The organism is Burkholderia semiarida (assembly GCF_029268935.1).
Taxonomy (GTDB): Bacteria; Pseudomonadota; Gammaproteobacteria; order Burkholderiales; family Burkholderiaceae; genus Burkholderia; species Burkholderia semiarida.
This window is the reverse complement of record NZ_JAHLCL010000007.1, coordinates 1844342-1862541: the sequence shown is the minus strand read 5'-3', so window position 1 is coordinate 1862541 and position 18200 is coordinate 1844342. Positions and strand designations below refer to the sequence as shown.

The following is an 18200-nucleotide window of genomic DNA, read 5'->3' as shown; positions in this document are numbered from 1 at the left end:
CATGCGTATGCGTTGCATGTGTGTCGTGATTCACGGGCCGAACGACCTGCGGGTCGAGGAGCAGGACGCCGGCGAGATCGGCCCGGGCCAGGTGCGCGTCGACGTCGCGATGGGTGGCATCTGCGGCTCCGACCTGCATTACTTCCGGCATGGCGGCTTCGGCGCGATCCGGTTGCAGCAGCCGATGGTGCTCGGCCACGAGGTCGCCGGCACCGTCGCGGAGGTGGCTCCGGACGTGACGTCGGTGAAAGTCGGCGATCGCGTCGCGGTCAACCCGAGCCGGCCGTGCGGCGCCTGCCGCTACTGTCTCGAAGGGCTGCCGAACCAGTGTCTCGACATGCGCTTCTACGGCAGCGCGATGCGGATGCCGCACGTGCAGGGTGCGTTCCGCAATGCGCTCGTGTGCGACGCGGTGCAGTGCGTGAAGGTCGCCGATCACGTGCCGCTGTCGCTCGCGGCGCTCGCCGAGCCGTTCGCGGTCGGCCTGCATGCGGTGTCGCGCGCGGGCCCGCTGATCGGCAAGCGCGTGCTCGTGTCGGGTTGCGGGCCGATCGGCGTGCTGGCGGTCGCGGCGGCGCGCGTGCACGGCGCCGCGGAGATCGTCGCGACCGATGTCGTCGACGCGCCGCTCGCGGTGGCGAGCGCGCTCGGCGCGGACCGCACGATCAACGCGGCGGCCGATGCCGGTTGGGTCGAGCGCTACGGCGCCGACAAGGGCACGTTCGACGTGATGATCGAATGTTCGGGCAATGCGCGCGCGCTGCGCGACGGGCTGGACGTGATGCGGCCGCGCGGCGTCGTCGTGCAGCTCGGGCTCGGCGGCGACGTGAGCCTGCCGCAGAACGTGGTGGTCGCGAAGGAGCTGTCGATCTGCGGCTCGTTCCGCTTTCACGCGGAATTCGCGCTGGCGGTGCAACTGATCAACGCGGGGCGCGTCGACCTGCGGCCGGCCGTCACGCGCGTGTTCCCGATGCGCGATGCGAACCTCGCATTCGAACTGGCCGGCGATCGCCAGCGTGCGATGAAGGTGCTGATCGATTTCGCGAACGAGGCCGCGTGACGGGGCAGCGTTAGCGCGCGAAGGCAGCAGCGCCCTTGGCAAAAAGGCACGCCCGCGATGCGCGGTGCGTGCCTTTTTGTCGTGCGGTGGAAACGGACTGCCGGATTGCCGGCCCGCCGCATCACTGCGTGACCCGCCGCGTGCCGCAGCGTCGCGGCGCGCGCGTTCATCGACCGCATGCTGGCGCATCGCGATCGGTCAGAGCGGTGACCGGTACGGCCGCGCGGCGGCGCGGAAGGATTACGCGCCGGGTGTCGGGAAGAAGACGCCCGCGCGCTGTGCGGCGTTCGCGATGTGCGTTTCGATCGCGGTGCCGGCGGCGGCCGCGTCGCGCGCGATCAGCGCGTCGACGATCGCGCGGTGCTCGTGCCACGTCGACAGCAGCAGCTCGCGCCGGTAGAACGGCATGCGCTGGCTTTCCTTCATGATGTCCGCGCTGCTGCGCAGGATCGACTCGATCGCCGCGTTGCCGGCCAGATGGATGATCCGCATGTGGAAGTCGAAGTCGAGCCGCGATGCCTCGTCGAGCGCGCTGTCGGTCAGCGCGACGTGCAGGTCCGCGAGGTTGTCCTCGAACCATGCGATGTCTGCGTCGCTGACGACGTGCGCGGCCATCCGCGCGGCGAAGCCTTCGAGCGCATAGCGCATCTGGTAGGTGTCGGGCGGCGACGACTGCTCGGCGAATTGCCACGGATGCGCGGCCGACGCCTGCGCGCTTTCGACGTACACGCCCTTGCCCGCGCGGATGCGCAGCATCCCGAGCGCCTCGAGCGTCGACAGCGCCTCGCGCAGCGACGCGCGGCTGATCTCCAGCTCCTCGGAGAGCTGGCGCTGGGCCGGCAGCAGGCTGCCGACCGGATACACGCCTGCCTCGATCCGGTCGCGGATCGTCGCGATGGCGGCGTCGGTCACGGTATGCGGAACATTTCTCATGATGTGAACGATGGCCGGTCTGACCGGCATTGTAATCCGCACGCAGGCGGTGCACGCGGCCGTACGGGAAAGCCACGATCCGCCTCCTTTCGGGCCCCGGAAGCACGGGCGCGGGGGCGGGAAATCCCTATTTTGTCCGTCCTTGACGCCACTATATCGGCTTCCTACTATCCACCATAACATCACTGGTCTTACCAGTATGAACAGACGAAACTGCAACCGTTGGATCGGGAGAGCGCCGTGTCGAAATTCCTTAATTCGCTGTTTGGCCGGGTAGTCGTCGCCTTGATACTGGGGGTCGCGCTCGGCGCGTTCTTCCCGCACTTCGCCGAGTCGCTGCGTCCGCTCGGCGACGGCTTCCTAAAGCTCATCAAGATGGTGATCGGCCCGATCGTGTTCTGCGTCGTGGTGAGCGGGATGGCCAACGCAGGCGACCTGAAGAAGGTCGGCCGGGTCGGCCTGAAGGCCGTCGTCTACTTCGAGGTGATGACGACGCTCGCGCTCGGCATCGGGCTCGTGCTCGCGTGGTTCACGCGCCCGGGCGTCGGGATGAACATCGACCTGCGCTCGCTCGACGCGGCGTCGCTGTCGACGTACGCGAAGAACGCCGAAAGCCTGAAGGACACGGCCGGCTACCTGATGAAGATCATCCCCGACACCGCGATCGACGCGTTCGCGAAGGGCGACATCCTGCAGATCCTCGTGTTCGCGGTGCTGTTCGGCTCGGCACTGTCGCTGCTCGGCGACAAGGCGCAGCGCGTCAACTCGCTGATCGAGGAGCTGTCGCACGTGTTCTTCCGGATCATCGGCTTCATCATCAAGCTCGCACCGCTCGGCGTGCTCGGCGCGATCGCGTTCACGACCGGCAAGTACGGCGTCGCGTCGCTCAAGCAGCTCGGCTATCTGGTGGCGGTGTTCTACCTGAGTTGCTTCGTGTTCGTCACGGTCGTGCTCGGCGTCGTGATGCGGCTCGCGGGCTTCTCCGTGTTCAAGCTGATCCGCTACCTGCGCGAGGAGCTGTCGATCGTGCTCGGCACGGCGTCGTCCGACGCGGTGCTGCCGCAGGTGATGAGCAAGCTCGAATACATGGGCATCAAGGATTCGACCGTCGGCCTCGTGATCCCGACCGGCTATTCGTTCAACCTCGACGGCTTCTCGATCTACCTGACGCTCGCCGTGCTGTTCATCGCGCAGGCCACCAACACGCCGCTGTCCACGCACGACCTGATCGTCGTGCTGCTCGTGTCGCTCGTCACGTCGAAGGGCGCGCACGGCATCCCGGGCTCGGCCATCGTGATCCTCGCGGCGACGCTGTCGGCGATTCCCGCGATTCCCGTGCTCGGCCTCGTGCTGATCCTGCCGGTCGACTGGTTCGTCGGCATCGCCCGCGCGCTGACCAACCTGATCGGCAACTGCGTCGCGACGGTGGTGGTCGCGGTGTGGGAGAACGACATCGACCGCGCCCGCGCGACGCGCGTGCTGAATCGCGAACTGCGCTACGTGGCCGACGCGCCCGGCAGCGCCGCCCCCGTCGCAGGCGACCAGGCCCACGCGCTCTGACCCCGACGCTCGCGCGGCGCGGGTTCCCTGGCCGGGCGCCCTTGGCCGGCCCCCCGGCCACCCCGTGCGACCGACCTTCACGCGGCCGGCGCGCCGACGCGCCGGCGCTTCTCAAAACAATGGAGACGACATGGCAGCCCCCATCCTCGATCCGAACGCGCCGGCTTTCACGCGGCGCTACATGAACCTCGCCGACCCGCGCCTCGGCGCGCAGGCGCTCTTTGCCAGCGACGAATTCTTCGCGCCCAAGGAGCGCATGCTCAATCCCGAGCCGGCCGTGTTCATTCCCGGCAAGTACGACGACCACGGCAAGTGGATGGACGGCTGGGAAACGCGCCGCAAGCGCACGACCGGCCATGACTTCTGCGTGGTGCGCCTCGCGCGGCCGGGCGTGATTTACGGCGTCGACCTCGATACGAGCCACTTCACCGGCAACTTTCCGCCGGCCGCGTCGATCGAGGCCTGCGCGGTGGACGGCGACACGCCGCCCGACGACGCCGAATGGCGCACGATCGTGCCCGCGACGACGCTGCAGGGCAATTCGCACCATTACGTGAGCGTCGACGATGCGCGGCCGGTCACGCATCTGCGCGTGAACCTGTACCCGGACGGCGGGCTTGCGCGGCTGCGTGTGTACGGCCAGCCGCAGCGCGACTGGCGCCACGTGCCGGCCGGCGAGCTCGTCGATCTCGCGGCGATCGAGAACGGCGGTTATCTCGTGGCCGCGAACAACCAGCACTTCGGCCCGGCCTCGCAGATGCTGATGCCGGGGCGCGGCGCGAACATGGGCGACGGCTGGGAAACGCGGCGCCGCCGCGAGCCCGGCAACGACTGGGCGATCGTCGCGCTCGCGCGGCCGGGCATCATCCGGCGCGTCGAGGTCGATACGGCGTTCTTCAAGGGCAATTTCCCCGACCGCTGCTCGCTGCAGGCCGCGCACGTCACGGGCGGCACCGACGATTCGCTCGTCACGCAGGCGATGTTCTGGGCCGAACTGCTCGGCGAGCAGAAGCTGCAGATGGACCACGTGCACACGTTCGACGCGCTCGCGGCGCTCGGCCCCGTCACGCACGTGCGGTTCAACATCTTCCCGGACGGCGGCGTGTCGCGCCTGCGTCTGTGGGGCGAGCCGGCTTGAGGGAGGGGGGCGGCATGAGCGGAACTCCGATCCTGCGCGTCGAGCGCCTGACCCGCGAAGCGTTCGCGCCGTTCGGCGACGTGATCGCGCTCGAAGGCGCGCGGCATTTCCCGATCAACGGCGGCACGACCGAGCGCTTTCACGATCTCGCGACGATCGACGTGTGCGCGGACGGCGGCCGGCCGCTCGTCAGCGTGTTTCGCGCGCAGCCGCGCGCGCTGCCGGTGGCGATCACGCTGATGGAGCGCCATCCGCACGGCAGCCAGGCGTTCATCCCGCTCGCGGCGGTGTCGCGTTATGCGATCGTCGTCGCGCCGGCCGGCGAGTTCCGGCCCGATGCGATGCGCGCGTTCCTGGCCGAGGGCTGGCAGGGCGTCAATTATGCGAAGGGCGTCTGGCATCATCCGCTGCTCGCGCTCGATGCGGTCAGCGATTTCGTGATCGTCGATCGCGGCGGGCCGCAGCCGAACTGCGACGAGATCCCGCTGGAGCACGCGTGGACGCTGGCGTTCGAGCCGGTCTGCGAGGGAGTAGAAGGGCTTTCGTAAGCATTCCGGTCGCGCGGCAGGCGCGCCGAAAAAGCACACGGCCCGGGCGGCGAGATGCCGGCCGGGCCGTGCCGCGTGCGCGGGTGGCGCGATTCAGTGCTTGCGGTGCGGGCAGTTCTCGGTCGTGCACGAACCGTACATCGCGAGCGAGTGCTCCTGGAGCCGGAAGCCGCGCTCCTTCGCGATCGCCTGCTGGCGGCTCTCGATCTCGGCGTCGAAGAATTCCTCGACGCGGCCGCAATCGAGGCACACGAGGTGGTCGTGGTGCGAGCCTTCGTTCAGCTCGAACACCGCCTTGCCGGATTCGAAGTTGCTGCGCGACAGCAGGCCGGCCTGCTCGAACTGCGTGAGCACGCGATAGACGGTGGCGAGCCCGATGTCGAGCTGTTCGTTGAGCAGGTTGCGGTAGACGTCTTCGGCCGTCAGGTGGCGTACGGGGCTCTGCTGGAAGATCTCGAGAATCTTGAGGCGCGGTAGGGTGGCCTTTAGCCCGATATTCTTGAGATCCGTCGGATTGGTCATGGCTAGGCATCCCTAGAGTACAATGCAGGGCTTCAATGTTACCGGCTTTTCGCCGTTCCAGATATACGCGCGGCCTGTACGCGGGCCAGCACGGTGAAGGAAATGATCCCAGAATCGCTTTCGCACTTTCAGAGGAGTCGCATGCGGAGTGCCATCATCGCTGCCGCCGCCGTTGTCGCGCTGGCGGGTTGTTCGTCGTACGACAGCGTGACGCAGCGCATCGCGCAGAGCATCACGCCGTATCGGATCACCGTCGTGCAAGGCAACTTCGTGTCGCAGGAGAAGGCCGCCCAGCTGCAGGTCGGCATGACGCGCGAGCAGGTCCGCGCGCTGCTCGGCACGCCGCTGCTGGCGGACATGTTCCACGCGGATCGCTGGGATTACCTCTTCTACTTCAAGCGCGGCTCGACGTCGATCGTCCAGCAGCGCGACCTCGTCATCAACTTCTCGGGCGATCGCGTCGCGAGCTGGAGCGGCGCCGACAACCTGCCGTCCGAGCTCGACCTGCTGGCCGACATCGACGGCGACCGCGGCGGCAAGAAGGCGAAGGCCGCTGCCGCGGCGAAGAAGGCGTCCGAAGCCGCTGCGGCCGCGAGCGCCGCGCAGGCTGCCGCCGCCGCGAGCCCGGCCACCGAGCCGGCGCCGGGCGCGGTGGTCGACCAGGATGCGAACGCCCAGGCGGCGCGCGCGGCGAACCGCGCGACCAACCAGGTGTCGGGGCAGGGTGCGGCGTCGCGCCGGTTCACGCCGGCCGCGCAGGCCTCGGGCGGCGCGCCGGTGCCGGGCGGCCAGCCGCCGGGCGCCGCGCCGGCGATCCAGCCGCAGTTCCAGTTCCATCGTCCGCCGCAGCCGAACGTGTCGAACGAGGCGTCGCCGCCGGTCGGCCCGCAAGGCTCGGACAACCTGCAGAACCAGCCGCTCACCGCACCGGCGCAGTAAGCGGCCGGCGTGCGGAAACGGGGCGGCATGCGCCGCCCGCCTTTAGACCTGTCGTGTAGAAAGCCATGAAGATTGCGATTGCCGGCGCATCGGGCCGAATGGGCCGGATGCTGATCGAAGCCGTTCTCAACGATGCCGACGCGCAGCTCGTCGGCGCGCTCGACCGCGCCGGTTCGCCGTTCCTCGGCCAGGACGCCGGTGCGTTTCTCGGCAAGGACACCGGGATCAAGCTGACCGACGATCTCGACGCCGTGTTCGCGCAGGCCGACTATCTGATCGATTTCACGCGTCCGGAAGGCACGATGGCCCACATCGAGGCCGCGCTGCGCCACGACGTGAAGCTCGTGATCGGCACGACCGGCTTCACCGCCGAGCAGAAGGCCGAGTTGCAGGCCGCCGCGGGCAAGATCGGCATCGTGTTCGCGGCGAACATGAGCGTCGGCGTGAACGTCACGCTGAAGCTGCTCGAATTCGCGGCGAAGCATTTCTCGCACGGCTACGACATCGAGATCATCGAGGCGCATCACCGCCACAAGGTCGACGCACCGTCGGGCACCGCGCTGATGATGGGCGAAGCCGTCGCCGGCGCGCTCGGCCGCTCGCTCGACGACTGCGCGGTGTACGGCCGCCACGGCGTGACGGGCGAGCGCGATCCGTCGTCGATCGGCTTTGCGGCGGTGCGCGGCGGCGATATCGTCGGCGATCACACCGTGCTGTTCGCCGGGATCGGCGAGCGCATCGAGATCACGCACAAGTCGTCGAGCCGCGTGTCGTACGCGCAGGGCGCGTTGCGTGCGGTGCGCTTCCTGTCGGCGCGCGGCGCCGGCCTGTTCGACATGCAGGACGTGCTCGGCCTGCGCTGACACCCGCGAGGAAACTCCGATGGCGATTCCCACCGGCGTTGTCCACTACCTCGAAAGCGGCGATGCGATCACGCACGCCGTCGCCTATGTGCTGCTGGCGATGTCCGTCGCCAGCTGGTGCTTCCTCTTCATGAAAGCCTGGCTGCTGGTCCGCGCGAAGCGGCAGGGGCCGCGCGCGCTCGCCGCGTTCTGGCGCGCGCCGTCGCTCGACGCGGGCATCGCCGCGCTGGCCGGCGCCGATCGCGAGCGCGTGTTCGTGCCGCTCGCCGAAGCCGCGCGCGACGCGGCCGACGACCACGACCCGGCCGCGCTGGCCGCGCGCGTCGAGCGCGGCGAACGCGTGCTGCGCGCGTTGCGGCACGCGATGCTGCGCTCGCAGCGGCGCCTCGAATTCGGCCAGGTGCTGCTCGCGTCGATCGGCAGCACCGCGCCGTTCGTCGGGCTGCTCGGCACCGTGTGGGGTATCTACCACGCGCTCGGCAGCATCGCCGCGAGCGGGCAGGCGCAGATCGAGAACGTCGCGGGCCCGGTGGGCGAGGCGCTGATCATGACCGCGTTCGGGCTGGTCGTCGCGATTCCCGCGGTGCTCGCGTACAACATTCTCGGCCGGCTCGTCCGGCAGCTTGCCGAGGAACTCGACGGCTTCGCGCGCGATCTGCACGTATTCGTGTGCGCGCAGGGCGCCTGACGCGCCGGCCCCGGAGGAACGACCATGGCATTCGGCGGGCTCGAGCACCACAAGACGTCCGAGCCGATGGCGGAGATCAACATGACGCCGCTGATCGACGTGATGCTCGTGCTGCTCGTCATCTTCATCATCACCGCGCCGCTGATGACGCACGCGATCCGGCTCGACCTGCCGAAGGTGGCGGCGAGCGTCGCGCGCGACACGCCGCAATCCGTCACGCTGTCGATCGACGACGCGGGCAAGCTTTACTGGGACGACGCGCCCGTGGCGCTCGACGCGCTGCCCGCGCGCTTCCGGGCCGCCGCCGCGGGCGCCGCGCCGCCCGAGTTGCGGCTGCGCGCGTCGCGCGCGACGCGCTACGACGTGATCGCGCAGGTGATGGGCGCCGCGCAGGCCGCGGGCCTCACGCGGATCGGCTTCGTGACCGACGTGCCGCCGGCCGGCGGCGCCGTGCCGCCCGCCGCCGGCGCGAAACCCTGATACGCCGTCGTTGCGGGCCCCGGCCCGCGAGAGACCGGCCGTGCGGGCCCGCACGGGCGGTATAATCGACGTTTTTCCCGGCCCGGAACCGCTCAGCCCGTTCCCGCGCCGGGCACGCACGATTTCGATCCAATCCTGCGCGCGAGCCGTCGCGCCGCTTAAAGCCTAGCCCGAACCACACCATGCACGAGAGATACGTACCCGCCGACGTCGAAGCCGCCGCCCAGGGCGACTGGCGCGCAGCCGATGCCTACAAGACGAAGGAAGATTCGCAGAAGCCGAAGTTCTACTGCGTGTCGATGCTGCCGTACCCGTCCGGCAAGCTGCACATGGGTCACGTGCGCAACTACACGATCAACGACGTGATGTACCGCTATCTGCGGATGAACGGCTACAACACGCTGATGCCGATGGGCTGGGACGCGTTCGGGATGCCGGCCGAGAACGCCGCGATGGCGAACGGCGTGCCGCCCGCGAAGTGGACCTACGACAACATCGACTACATGAAGGGCCAGATGCAGTCGATGGGCCTCGCGATCGACTGGTCGCGCGAAATCGCGACGTGCAAGCCCGACTACTACAAGTGGAACCAGTGGCTGTTCCTGAAGATGCTCGAGAAGGGCATCGCGTACAAGAAGACGGGCACCGTGAACTGGGATCCGGTCGACCAGACCGTGCTCGCGAACGAGCAGGTGATCGACGGCCGCGGCTGGCGCTCCGGCGCGCTCGTCGAGAAGCGCGAGATCCCGATGTACTACCTGCGCATCACGCAGTACGCGGATGAGCTGCTGAACGACCTCGACGGCCTCGGCTGGCCCGAGCGCGTGAAGATCATGCAGCAGAACTGGATCGGCAAGAGCTTCGGCGTGAACTTCGGCTTCCCGTACGAACTCGACGGCGAGCAGAAGCTGCTGCGCGTGTTCACGACGCGCGCCGACACGATCATGGGGGTCACGTTCTGCGCGATCGCGGCCGAGCACCCGCTCGCCACGCGCCTCGCGCAGGACAAGCCGGAGCTGCTCGCGTTCATCGACGAATGCAAGCGCGGCGGCGTCGCCGAGGCCGACGTCGCGACGATGGAGAAGAAGGGCGTCGCGACCGGCTTCTCGGTCAAGCACCCGCTGACCGGTGAGCCGGTCGAGGTGTGGATCGGCAACTACGTGCTGATGAGCTATGGCGAAGGCGCGGTGATGGGCGTGCCGGGCCACGACGAGCGCGATTTCGCGTTCGCGAAGAAATACGATCTGCCGATCAAGCAGGTGATCGCGAGCGAAGGGCAGACGTACTCGCTCGACGCATGGCAGGAGTGGTACGGCGACAAGGAAACCGCGGTCTGCGTGAACAGCGGCAAGTACGACGGCCTGCGCTACACGGAAGCGGTGGACGCGGTCGCGGCCGACCTGAAGGCCGGCGGCTTCGGCGACAAGCAGGTCACGTGGCGCCTGCGCGACTGGGGCGTGTCGCGCCAGCGCTACTGGGGCACGCCGATCCCGATCATCCACTGCCCGTCGTGCGGCGACGTGCCGGTGCCGGAGGCCGACCTGCCGGTCGTGCTGCCGGAAGACCTCGTGCCGGACGGCACGGGCAACCCGCTCGCGAAGTCCGAAGCGTTCCTGAACTGCACGTGTCCCAAGTGCGGCGCGGCGGCGAAGCGCGAAACCGACACGATGGACACCTTCGTCGATTCGTCGTGGTACTTCTCGCGCTACACGGCGCCGGACGCCGAGACCATGGTCGACGCGCGCACCGATTACTGGATGCCGATGGATCAATACATCGGCGGCATCGAGCACGCGATCCTGCACCTGCTGTATTCGCGCTTCTGGACCAAGGTGATGCGCGACCTCGGCCTCGTGAAGTTCGGCGAGCCGGCGAAGAACCTGCTCACGCAGGGGATGGTGCTGAACGAGACGTACTACCGCGAGGACGCGGCCGGCAAGAAGACCTGGTACAACCCGCTCGACGTGACGGTCACGCACGACGACAAGGGCCGCCCGGTCGGCGCGACGCTGAATGCGGACGGCCAGCCGGTCGTGCTCGGCGGCATCGAGAAGATGTCGAAGTCGAAGAACAACGGCGTCGATCCGCAACTGCTGATCGACCAGTACGGCGCCGATACCGCGCGCCTGTTCACGATGTTCGCGGCGCCGCCGGAGCAGCAGCTCGAGTGGTCGGGCGCGGGCGTCGAGGGCGCGAGCCGCTTCCTGCGCCGCGTGTGGAGCTTCGGCTTCGGCAACCGCGAAGCGCTCGCGGCCCGCGCGGGTTTCGATGCCGCCGCGCTGGGCGAAGCCGACAAGGCGCTGCGCCGCGAGATCTACAGCGTGCTGAAGCAGGCCGATTTCGACTACCAGCGCCTGCAGTACAACACGGTCGTGTCGGCCGCGATGAAGATGCTGAACGCGATCGACGGCGCGAAGGGCGCGGCGCCCGCCGTGCTGCGCGAAACCTACGGCGTGCTGCTGCGCGTGCTGTACCCGGTCGTGCCGCACATCACGTTCGAGCTGTGGAAGGCGCTCGGCTACGCGGACGAATTCGGCCCGCTGCTCGATGCGCCGTGGCCGAAGGTCGACGAGGCCGCGCTCGAGCAGGCCGAGATCGAACTCGTGCTGCAGGTGAACGGCAAGGTGCGCGGCGCGCTGAAGGTCGCGAAGGACGCGAGCCGCGACGCGATCGAAGCGGCGGCGGTGGCCGACGAGGCATTCGCGAAATTCAGCGACGGCAAGCCGGCGAAGAAGATCGTCGTCGTGCCGGGCCGCCTCGTGAACATCGTCGTCTGACGGCCGCGGGCCGTCGGGTGCACACAGAAGGAGCGAAGGTGATCCGCAGATCGTTTTTGATGCTCGTCGGCAGCGCGGTCGCGCTGTCGGCATGCGGCTTCCAGTTGCGCGGCCAGCAGGACTACGCGTTCAAGCACCTGTTCGTGGCCGGTGCGCCGGCGCCCGTCGAGGCGCGGCTCACGCGCCTCGTCCAGGCCGGCAGCGACACGAAGATCGTCAAGTCGGCGGACGATGCCGACGCCGTGCTGCGCATGTGGGAGTCGCGTGGCCAGAACACGCTGACGCTCAACAAGTACGGCTCCGCGCAGGAATACGCGCTGTTCTACACGCTGAACTACACGCTGACGAGCAAGGACGGCACCGTGCTGATCCCGCCGAGCGCGATCGCGCTGAACCGCGCGATGACCTACAGCGACCAGTACACGAACGCGAAGGCGCAGGAAGCCGACATCCTGTACGGCGACATGCAGAACGACGCAGTCGACCAGTTGATGCGGCGTCTCGCGATCGTCCATTCGCTGACGCCGGCGCCGGAGGACGTGGTGCCGGGCGTGGCGCCGCGCGCGCCGCTGCCGCCGCCGCCGCTCTGATCGCGGGCGCACGCAGCGATGCAATTGCGACTTGATGCGCTGGAGCCGCACCTCGCGAAGGGGCTGGCCGGGCTCTACACCGTCTACGGCGACGAGCCGCTGCTCGCGCAGGAAGCGTGCGACCGCATTCGTGCGGCCGCGCGCGCGGCCGGCTTTACCGAGCGTTCGGTGCATACGGTCGAACGCGGCTTCGACTGGAGCGTGCTGCTCGGCGCGACCCAGGCGATGTCGCTGTTCGGCGAGCGCCAGCTGATCGAGCTGCGCATTCCGTCGGGCAAGCCCGGCAAGGAAGGCGCCGACGCGCTGAAGACGCTCGCGGCCACGCCGAACCCCGACGCGCTGATGCTCGTCACGTTGCCGCGTCTCGACGCGGCCACGCAGAAATCCGCATGGTTTACCGCGCTGCAGAACGGCGGCGTCGCGCTGAAGATCGATCCGGTCGATCGCGCGCAACTGCCGAACTGGATCGGGCAGCGCCTGTCGATGCAGGGCCAGCGCGTCGCATCCGGCGACGACGGGCGCCGCGCGCTGCAGTTCATCGCGGAGCGCGTCGAGGGCAACCTGCTCGCCGCGCACCAGGAAATCCAGAAGCTCGGGCTGCTGTATCCGCAGGGTGCGCTGTCGTTCGAGCAGGTGCACGACGCGGTGCTGAACGTCGCGCGCTACGACGTGTTCAAGCTGAACGAGGCGATGCTCGCCGGCGATGCCGCGCGGCTCGCGCGGATGATCGACGGCCTGAAGGGCGAGGGCGAGGCGATCGTGCTCGTGATGTGGGCCGTCGTCGAGGAATTGCGCACGCTGCTGCGGATCAAGCGCGGCACGACGGCCGGCAAGCCGCTCGCGACGCTGCTGCGCGAGAACCGCGTGTGGGGGCCGCGCGAGCGGTTGATCGCGCCCGCGCTGAACCGCGTGTCGGAAGCGGTGCTCGAAAAGGCGCTCGCATTCGCCGCGAAGCTCGACCGGCAGGTCAAGGGGCTGACGGCCGTCGCGCCGGGCCGCCGCACGCAGGACGAACCGCCGCCCGACCCGTGGGACGGGCTGTTCCAGCTTGCGATGACGGTCGCGGGCGAGCGCGGCGAGCGACCGCCGACCGCGGGTCGCGTGCGACGCTAAGTCCCGTTCGGGCCTTCAGCGCGCGCTGCGCAACCCGCTTACAATGTTTCGATGACCGGGCGCCGCTGCACGGCGCCGTCTGGCGGCCGCCACCGCGCACGGATGGCCGCCCACGCTTCCCCACGAATTCATGCCGCTCCGCGCGGCTCGCTTCTCGAGTCACACGATGGATATCGATCAGTACATGACCGACCTGGGCCGTCGCGCCCGGCACGCTTCCCGCGCGATGGCGCGCGCCAGCACGGCCGCGAAGAACGCGGCGCTCGACGCCGTGGCCCGGGCGATCGAACGCGACGCGCAGGCGCTGAAGGACGCGAATGCGCGCGACGTCGCCCGCGCCCGCGAAAAGGGGCTCGATGCGGCGTTCATCGACCGCCTGACGCTGTCGGACAAGGCGCTGAACACGATGGTCGAAGGGCTGCGCCAGGTCGCGTCGCTGGCCGATCCGATCGGCGAGATCGGCAACCTCAAGTTCCGGCCGAGCGGGATCCAGGTCGGCCAGATGCGCGTGCCGCTCGGCGTGATCGGCATCATCTACGAGTCGCGCCCGAACGTGACGATCGACGCGGCCGCGCTGTGCCTGAAGTCCGGCAACGCGACGATCCTGCGCGGCGGTTCCGAAGCGCTCGAATCGAATGCGGCGCTCGCGAAGCTCATCGGCGAAGGGCTCGAGGCGGCAGGCCTCCCGCAGGATGCGGTGCAGGTCGTCGCGACGGCCGATCGCGCGGCGGTCGGCAAGCTGATCACGATGACCGAATACGTCGACGTGATCGTGCCGCGCGGCGGCAAGAGTCTGATCGAACGGCTGATCAACGAGGCGCGCGTGCCCATGATCAAGCATCTCGACGGCATCTGCCACGTGTACGTCGACGACCGCGCCGATCTCGCGAAGGCGCTGACCGTTTGCGACAACGCGAAGACGCACCGCTACGGCACCTGCAACACGATGGAGACGCTGCTCGTCGCGAGCGATATCGCCGCGCAGCTGCTGCCGCCGCTCGGCAAGCTGTATCGCGACAAGCAGGTCGAACTGCGCGTCGATGCAGCCGCGCGCGCGGTGCTCGCCGATGCGGGCGTCGGCCCGCTCGTCGACGCGACCGAAGAAGACTGGCACACCGAATATCTCGCGCCGGTGCTTGCGATCAAGGTCGTCGACGGCCTCGACGCCGCGATCGAGCACATCAACCATTACGGCTCGCATCACACCGATGCGATCGTCACCGAGGATCACGACCGCGCGATGCGCTTCCTGCGTGAAGTCGATTCGGCGAGCGTGATGGTCAACGCGTCGACGCGCTTCGCGGATGGTTTCGAATTCGGCTTGGGCGCGGAAATCGGCATCTCGAACGACAAGCTGCACGCACGCGGCCCCGTCGGCCTGGAAGGGCTGACGTCGCTGAAGTACGTCGTGCTCGGGCACGGCGAAGGCCGTCAGTAAGTCAACCGCGAGGCGCACAACCGATGGCAATGCTCTGGGTCAAGACGTTTCATATCGTTCTGATCGCCGCGTGGTTCGCGGGGCTGTTCTACCTGCCGCGCATCTACGTGAACCTGGCCATGGAGACCGATCCGGCCGCGGTGCGGCGCCTGCTGCTGATGGCGCGCAAGCTGTTCCGCTTCATGACGATGATCGCGGTGCCGGCACTGGCCTGCGGGTTGTGGCTCTGGCTCGTGATCGGCATCGGGCAGGGGCAGGGCTGGATCCATGCGAAGGTGACGGTGGTGCTGCTGCTGATCGTCTATCACGCGTATTGCGGGCACCTGCTGCGGGTGTTCGAGCGCGGCGAGAACCGCCGCACCGACAAGTGGTATCGCGTGTTCAACGAGCTGCCGGTGCTCGGCATGCTGGCGGCGGTCGCGCTGGTGGTGATCAAGCCGTTCTGAGTTCGCCGCAACGCGCGGCCGGCGATCGATGCGCAACGGCGCCCCTCGGGGCGCCGTTGTTCGTTTACGCGCGGCGTCCCGCTTCGGCTCAATCCTTCACCGGATCGTCAATCCGGCGCCGCGTGATCGCTTCCTTCGCGCGGCCGACGCGCTCCATCAGCGCCGGCCCGCGCGACAGCGCGACGCCGACCGCGAGGATGTCGCCGATCGCGAGATGCGACATCCGCGACGTCATCGGCGAGAACACGTCCGTTTCCTCGGCGACGTTCGACGCGAGGCTGACCGTCGCGAGCTTCGCGAGCGGCGAATGGCTCTGCGTGATCGCGACGACTTTCGCGCCGCACGCGAGCGCGGAGCGCGCGGCGTCGACGATATCGCGCGTGCGGCCGGTGTTCGAGATCGCGACGACGACGTCGTGCGGCCCGAGCAGCGCCGACGACATCGAGAACGTGTGCGGATCCGAATACGCGACGCTCGGCACGCCGAGCCGGAAGAACTTGTGCTGGATGTCCTGCGCGGCGATGCCCGAGCCGCCGGCGCCGTAGAACTCGATGCGCGACGCGTTCGACAGCAGCGCGATCGCGTCGGCGACGCTGCCCGCCGACAGGCTGTTGCGCACCTCGATCAGCGCGCCGATCGTGCGGTCGAACACCTTGCCGATGATGCCGGGCGCCGGCTCATCGGGCTCGACGTCGCGATACACCGACGACACGCCGGGCGCGACGCTCTGCGCGAGCCGGATCTTGAATTCGCGAAAGCCGCTGCAGCCGAGCGCCTGGCAGAAGCGCGCGATCGTCGGCTGGCTGACGCCCGCGCGGGCCGACAGCTCGGTCATCGCGAGGTCGAGCACCTCGCGCGGTGCGGCGAGAATGTAGTCGGCGAGCTTGCGCTCGGACGGGCGCAACTCGGCGCGGATCGCTTCAATGCGGGGCAGCATGGGACGGCACGTGGAAATCGGGTTCGGATGAGCGAGTGTATCGCAATCGAATTGTAGAAAATCTACATGAAAATACTAGCGGAATTGCGAGCGTTGCCATGCGGGTCTGGCGAGCCGAATTAGGGTTTTTACTGATTAAAGCCTTGCTGGTGGCGGGAATAAGGGTTGCACACGCGTCGATCTACATTGCGTGCATGTAGTTTTTCTACTAGACTTGCGTCGTTCGGTCGACGAAGCGCGACCGTCCCCACGATTCCAACCGCCGGTGTCGGCCGGCATACAGGAGCGCCCAGCATGACGTCGCTGCACCCCACCCTGGCGAAGGTCACCGAACGCGTGATCGCCCGCAGCCAATCGACCCGTTCCGCCTATCTGCAGCGCATCGACGGTGCGCAAGGCAAGTTCCCGGCCCGCGGCGCGCTGTCGTGCGCGAACCTCGCACACGGCTTCGCAGGCCTCGAGGGCAACGACAAGTTCCAGATCAAGGCGATTCGCGAACCGAACATCGGTATCGTGTCCTCGTACAACGAGATGTTGTCCGCGCACGCGCCGTACAAGAATTTCCCCGACATCATCAAGGCGGCCGCGCGCGAGAACGGCGGCGTCGCGCAGTTCGCCGGCGGCGTGCCGGCGATGTGCGACGGCGTCACGCAGGGCAACCCGGGCATGGAGCTGTCGCTGTTCTCGCGCGAGGCGATCGCGATGGGCACGGCGATCGCGCTCACGCACAACATGTTCGATGCGGCGCTCTGCCTCGGCATCTGCGACAAGATCGTGCCGGGCCTCTTGATCGGCGCGCTGCAGTTCGGCCACCTGCCGACCATCTTCGTGCCGGCCGGCCCGATGACGAGCGGGCTGTCCAACGACGACAAGGCGAAGATCCGCCAGCAGTTCGCGACCGGCCAGGTCGGCCGCGACGCGCTGCTCGAAGCCGAATCGGCCGCCTATCACGGCCACGGCACCTGCACGTTCTACGGCACCGCGAACAGCAACCAGATGCTGATGGAGCTGATGGGCCTGCACCTGCCGGGCTCGGCGTTCATCCATCCGCACACGCCGCTGCGCGACGCGCTGACGGCCGAGGCCGCGCGCCGCGTGCTCGACCTGACCGTCGAGCGCGGCCAGTACACGCCGATCGGCCATGTGATCGACGAGAAGGCGATCGTCAACGGGATCGTCGCGCTGCTCGCGACGGGCGGCTCGACCAACCACACGCTGCACCTGGTCGCGATCGCGCGCGCGGCCGGCATCCTGATCGACTGGAACGATTTCGACGAACTGTCGGCCGTCGTGCCGCTGCTCGCGAAGATCTACCCGAACGGCAAGGCCGACGTGAACCATTTCCACGCGGCGGGCGGTGTCGCGTTCCTGGTGCGCAACCTGCTCGAAGGCGGGCTGCTGCACGAGGACGTGACGACGGTCGCGGGCAAGGGCCTGTCGCACTACACGAAGGAGCCGAAGCTGATCGACGGCAAGCTGACGTGGGTCGACGGTACGGCCGAGAGCCACGATACGAAGGTGCTGCGCGGCATTCGCGACCCGTTCCAGCCGGACGGCGGCCTGCGCCTGATGCAGGGCCGGCTCGGCCGCGGCGTGATCAAGATTTCGGCGGTCGCGCCGGAGCACCGCAAGGTGACGGCGCCCGCGATCGTGTTCGACTCGCAGGAAGCCGTGCAGGAAGCGTTCGATCGCGGCGAGCTGAAGCGCGATTTCGTCGCGGTGGTGCGCTTTCAGGGCGCGCGCGCGAACGGCATGCCCGAGCTGCACCGTTTGACGCCGCTGCTCGGCGTGCTGCAGGATCAGGGCTTTCACGTCGCGCTGGTGACCGACGGCCGCATGTCGGGCGCGTCGGGCAAGGTGCCGGCCGTGATCCACGTGTCGCCGGAAGCGCTGCTGGCCGGCCCGATCGGCAAGGTGAAGACGGGCGACATGCTCGTGATCGACGCGGAAGCCGGCGTGCTCGACATCGAGGTCGACGACGCCGAATGGCTCGCGCGCCCGGTCGCGCAGCCGCAGCATCAGGCCGAGAACGAAGTCGGCTTCGGGCGCGAACTGTTCGGCGTGTTCCGCGCGGCCGCGGCGCCGGCCGAGCAGGGCGCATCGGTTTTCGGGACGCTGGTCGGCGAAACGGCCGTCGGCGTCGCCGCATGAATTTCAAGGAGCCAATT

General features: G+C 68.5%; 17 protein-coding genes. 14 read left to right on the top strand and 3 right to left on the bottom strand.

Features of this window, described 5'->3' with window-relative positions:
- Position 1: 1 nt before the first annotated feature.
- Complete coding sequence (locus KPB06_RS21630; protein ID WP_059581017.1) at positions 2 to 1060, top strand: L-idonate 5-dehydrogenase; 1059 nt, start codon at positions 2 to 4, stop codon at positions 1058 to 1060.
- A gap of 240 nt (positions 1061 to 1300) precedes the next feature.
- Here KPB06_RS21630 and KPB06_RS21625 read toward each other — a convergent pair whose 3' ends face one another.
- The gene (locus KPB06_RS21625; protein WP_179231710.1) at positions 1301 to 2023 is read right to left on the bottom strand and encodes a FadR/GntR family transcriptional regulator; all 723 of its coding nucleotides are present in this window, start codon (positions 2021 to 2023) and stop codon (positions 1301 to 1303) included.
- Positions 2024 to 2233: 210 nt separating this feature from the next.
- Between KPB06_RS21625 and KPB06_RS21620 the strand changes: the two genes are divergently transcribed.
- The 3 genes from KPB06_RS21620 to KPB06_RS21610 all read left to right on the top strand — a co-directional run bounded on the left by KPB06_RS21620 (position 2234) and on the right by KPB06_RS21610 (position 5239).
- Positions 2234 to 3553: a C4-dicarboxylate transporter DctA gene (locus tag KPB06_RS21620; protein ID WP_059581022.1), complete on the top strand. Its 1320-nt coding sequence runs from the start codon at positions 2234 to 2236 to the stop codon at positions 3551 to 3553.
- A gap of 130 nt (positions 3554 to 3683) precedes the next feature.
- Positions 3684 to 4691: an allantoicase gene (alc, locus tag KPB06_RS21615; RefSeq protein ID WP_059581025.1), complete on the top strand. Its 1008-nt coding sequence runs from the start codon at positions 3684 to 3686 to the stop codon at positions 4689 to 4691.
- A gap of 14 nt (positions 4692 to 4705) precedes the next feature.
- Positions 4706 to 5239 carry an ureidoglycolate lyase gene (locus KPB06_RS21610; RefSeq protein ID WP_059581027.1) on the top strand — a complete coding sequence of 178 codons (534 nt, stop codon included), beginning with the start codon at positions 4706 to 4708 and terminating at the stop codon, positions 5237 to 5239.
- 93 nt (positions 5240 to 5332) lie between these two features.
- Here KPB06_RS21610 and fur read toward each other — a convergent pair whose 3' ends face one another.
- A complete protein-coding gene (fur, locus tag KPB06_RS21605) occupies positions 5333 to 5761 on the bottom strand; it encodes a ferric iron uptake transcriptional regulator (protein ID WP_006400349.1) in 429 nt (142 codons plus the stop codon).
- Between the two features lie 141 nt (positions 5762 to 5902).
- Between fur and KPB06_RS21600 the strand changes: the two genes are divergently transcribed.
- The 9 genes from KPB06_RS21600 to KPB06_RS21560 all read left to right on the top strand — a co-directional run bounded on the left by KPB06_RS21600 (position 5903) and on the right by KPB06_RS21560 (position 15095).
- Positions 5903 to 6700, top strand: coding sequence for an outer membrane protein assembly factor BamE (locus tag KPB06_RS21600; RefSeq protein ID WP_059581029.1), 798 nt, complete (start codon positions 5903 to 5905; stop codon positions 6698 to 6700).
- A gap of 65 nt (positions 6701 to 6765) precedes the next feature.
- A complete protein-coding gene (gene dapB, locus KPB06_RS21595; RefSeq protein WP_059581032.1) occupies positions 6766 to 7563 on the top strand; it encodes a 4-hydroxy-tetrahydrodipicolinate reductase in 798 nt (265 codons plus the stop codon).
- 19 nt (positions 7564 to 7582) lie between these two features.
- Positions 7583 to 8251 carry a MotA/TolQ/ExbB proton channel family protein gene (locus tag KPB06_RS21590; RefSeq protein WP_059581034.1) on the top strand — a complete coding sequence of 223 codons (669 nt, stop codon included), beginning with the start codon at positions 7583 to 7585 and terminating at the stop codon, positions 8249 to 8251.
- Between the two features lie 24 nt (positions 8252 to 8275).
- Positions 8276 to 8731 (top strand): ExbD/TolR family protein, encoded by a 456-nt coding sequence (locus KPB06_RS21585; protein ID WP_059581037.1) that lies wholly within the window; start codon positions 8276 to 8278, stop codon positions 8729 to 8731.
- Positions 8732 to 8913: 182 nt separating this feature from the next.
- Positions 8914 to 11508 carry a leucine--tRNA ligase gene (gene leuS, locus KPB06_RS21580; RefSeq protein WP_059581040.1) on the top strand — a complete coding sequence of 865 codons (2595 nt, stop codon included), beginning with the start codon at positions 8914 to 8916 and terminating at the stop codon, positions 11506 to 11508.
- A gap of 38 nt (positions 11509 to 11546) precedes the next feature.
- A complete protein-coding gene (locus tag KPB06_RS21575; protein WP_006483412.1) occupies positions 11547 to 12098 on the top strand; it encodes an LPS-assembly lipoprotein LptE in 552 nt (183 codons plus the stop codon).
- Between the two features lie 18 nt (positions 12099 to 12116).
- Complete coding sequence (gene holA / locus KPB06_RS21570; RefSeq protein ID WP_059581043.1) at positions 12117 to 13211, top strand: DNA polymerase III subunit delta; 1095 nt, start codon at positions 12117 to 12119, stop codon at positions 13209 to 13211.
- A gap of 166 nt (positions 13212 to 13377) precedes the next feature.
- Positions 13378 to 14649 (top strand): glutamate-5-semialdehyde dehydrogenase, encoded by a 1272-nt coding sequence (locus KPB06_RS21565; protein ID WP_059581045.1) that lies wholly within the window; start codon positions 13378 to 13380, stop codon positions 14647 to 14649.
- 23 nt (positions 14650 to 14672) lie between these two features.
- Positions 14673 to 15095 (top strand): CopD family protein, encoded by a 423-nt coding sequence (locus KPB06_RS21560; RefSeq protein ID WP_089464534.1) that lies wholly within the window; start codon positions 14673 to 14675, stop codon positions 15093 to 15095.
- Between the two features lie 88 nt (positions 15096 to 15183).
- Here the strand turns inward: KPB06_RS21560 and KPB06_RS21555 are convergent, their stop codons facing one another.
- Positions 15184 to 16032: a MurR/RpiR family transcriptional regulator gene (locus KPB06_RS21555; RefSeq protein WP_059581048.1), complete on the bottom strand. Its 849-nt coding sequence runs from the start codon at positions 16030 to 16032 to the stop codon at positions 15184 to 15186.
- Between the two features lie 294 nt (positions 16033 to 16326).
- Here KPB06_RS21555 and edd point away from each other — a divergent pair, with 294 nt between their 5' ends.
- On the top strand, positions 16327 to 18183 hold the full coding sequence (edd, locus tag KPB06_RS21550) for a phosphogluconate dehydratase (protein WP_059638116.1): 1857 nt from the start codon (positions 16327 to 16329) through the stop codon (positions 18181 to 18183).
- Positions 18184 to 18200 lie beyond the last annotated feature (17 nt).

Bases quoted from the DNA above. Each gene is read 5' to 3' on its own strand.
- KPB06_RS21630 (WP_059581017.1), top strand. From the start codon at position 2: ATGCGTATGCGTTGCATGTGTGTCGTGATTCACGGGCCGAACGACCTG.
- KPB06_RS21625 (WP_179231710.1), bottom strand. From the start codon at position 2,023: ATGCCGGTCAGACCGGCCATCGTTCACATCATGAGAAATGTTCCGCAT.
- alc (WP_059581025.1), top strand. From the start codon at position 3,684: ATGGCAGCCCCCATCCTCGATCCGAACGCGCCGGCTTTCACGCGGCGC.
- KPB06_RS21610 (WP_059581027.1), top strand. From the start codon at position 4,706: ATGAGCGGAACTCCGATCCTGCGCGTCGAGCGCCTGACCCGCGAAGCG.
- fur (WP_006400349.1), bottom strand. From the start codon at position 5,761: ATGACCAATCCGACGGATCTCAAGAATATCGGGCTAAAGGCCACCCTA.
- KPB06_RS21600 (WP_059581029.1), top strand. From the start codon at position 5,903: ATGCGGAGTGCCATCATCGCTGCCGCCGCCGTTGTCGCGCTGGCGGGT.
- dapB (WP_059581032.1), top strand. From the start codon at position 6,766: ATGAAGATTGCGATTGCCGGCGCATCGGGCCGAATGGGCCGGATGCTG.
- KPB06_RS21590 (WP_059581034.1), top strand. From the start codon at position 7,583: ATGGCGATTCCCACCGGCGTTGTCCACTACCTCGAAAGCGGCGATGCG.
- KPB06_RS21585 (WP_059581037.1), top strand. From the start codon at position 8,276: ATGGCATTCGGCGGGCTCGAGCACCACAAGACGTCCGAGCCGATGGCG.
- leuS (WP_059581040.1), top strand. From the start codon at position 8,914: ATGCACGAGAGATACGTACCCGCCGACGTCGAAGCCGCCGCCCAGGGC.
- holA (WP_059581043.1), top strand. From the start codon at position 12,117: ATGCAATTGCGACTTGATGCGCTGGAGCCGCACCTCGCGAAGGGGCTG.
- KPB06_RS21565 (WP_059581045.1), top strand. From the start codon at position 13,378: ATGGATATCGATCAGTACATGACCGACCTGGGCCGTCGCGCCCGGCAC.
- KPB06_RS21560 (WP_089464534.1), top strand. From the start codon at position 14,673: ATGGCAATGCTCTGGGTCAAGACGTTTCATATCGTTCTGATCGCCGCG.
- KPB06_RS21555 (WP_059581048.1), bottom strand. From the start codon at position 16,032: ATGCTGCCCCGCATTGAAGCGATCCGCGCCGAGTTGCGCCCGTCCGAG.
- edd (WP_059638116.1), top strand. From the start codon at position 16,327: ATGACGTCGCTGCACCCCACCCTGGCGAAGGTCACCGAACGCGTGATC.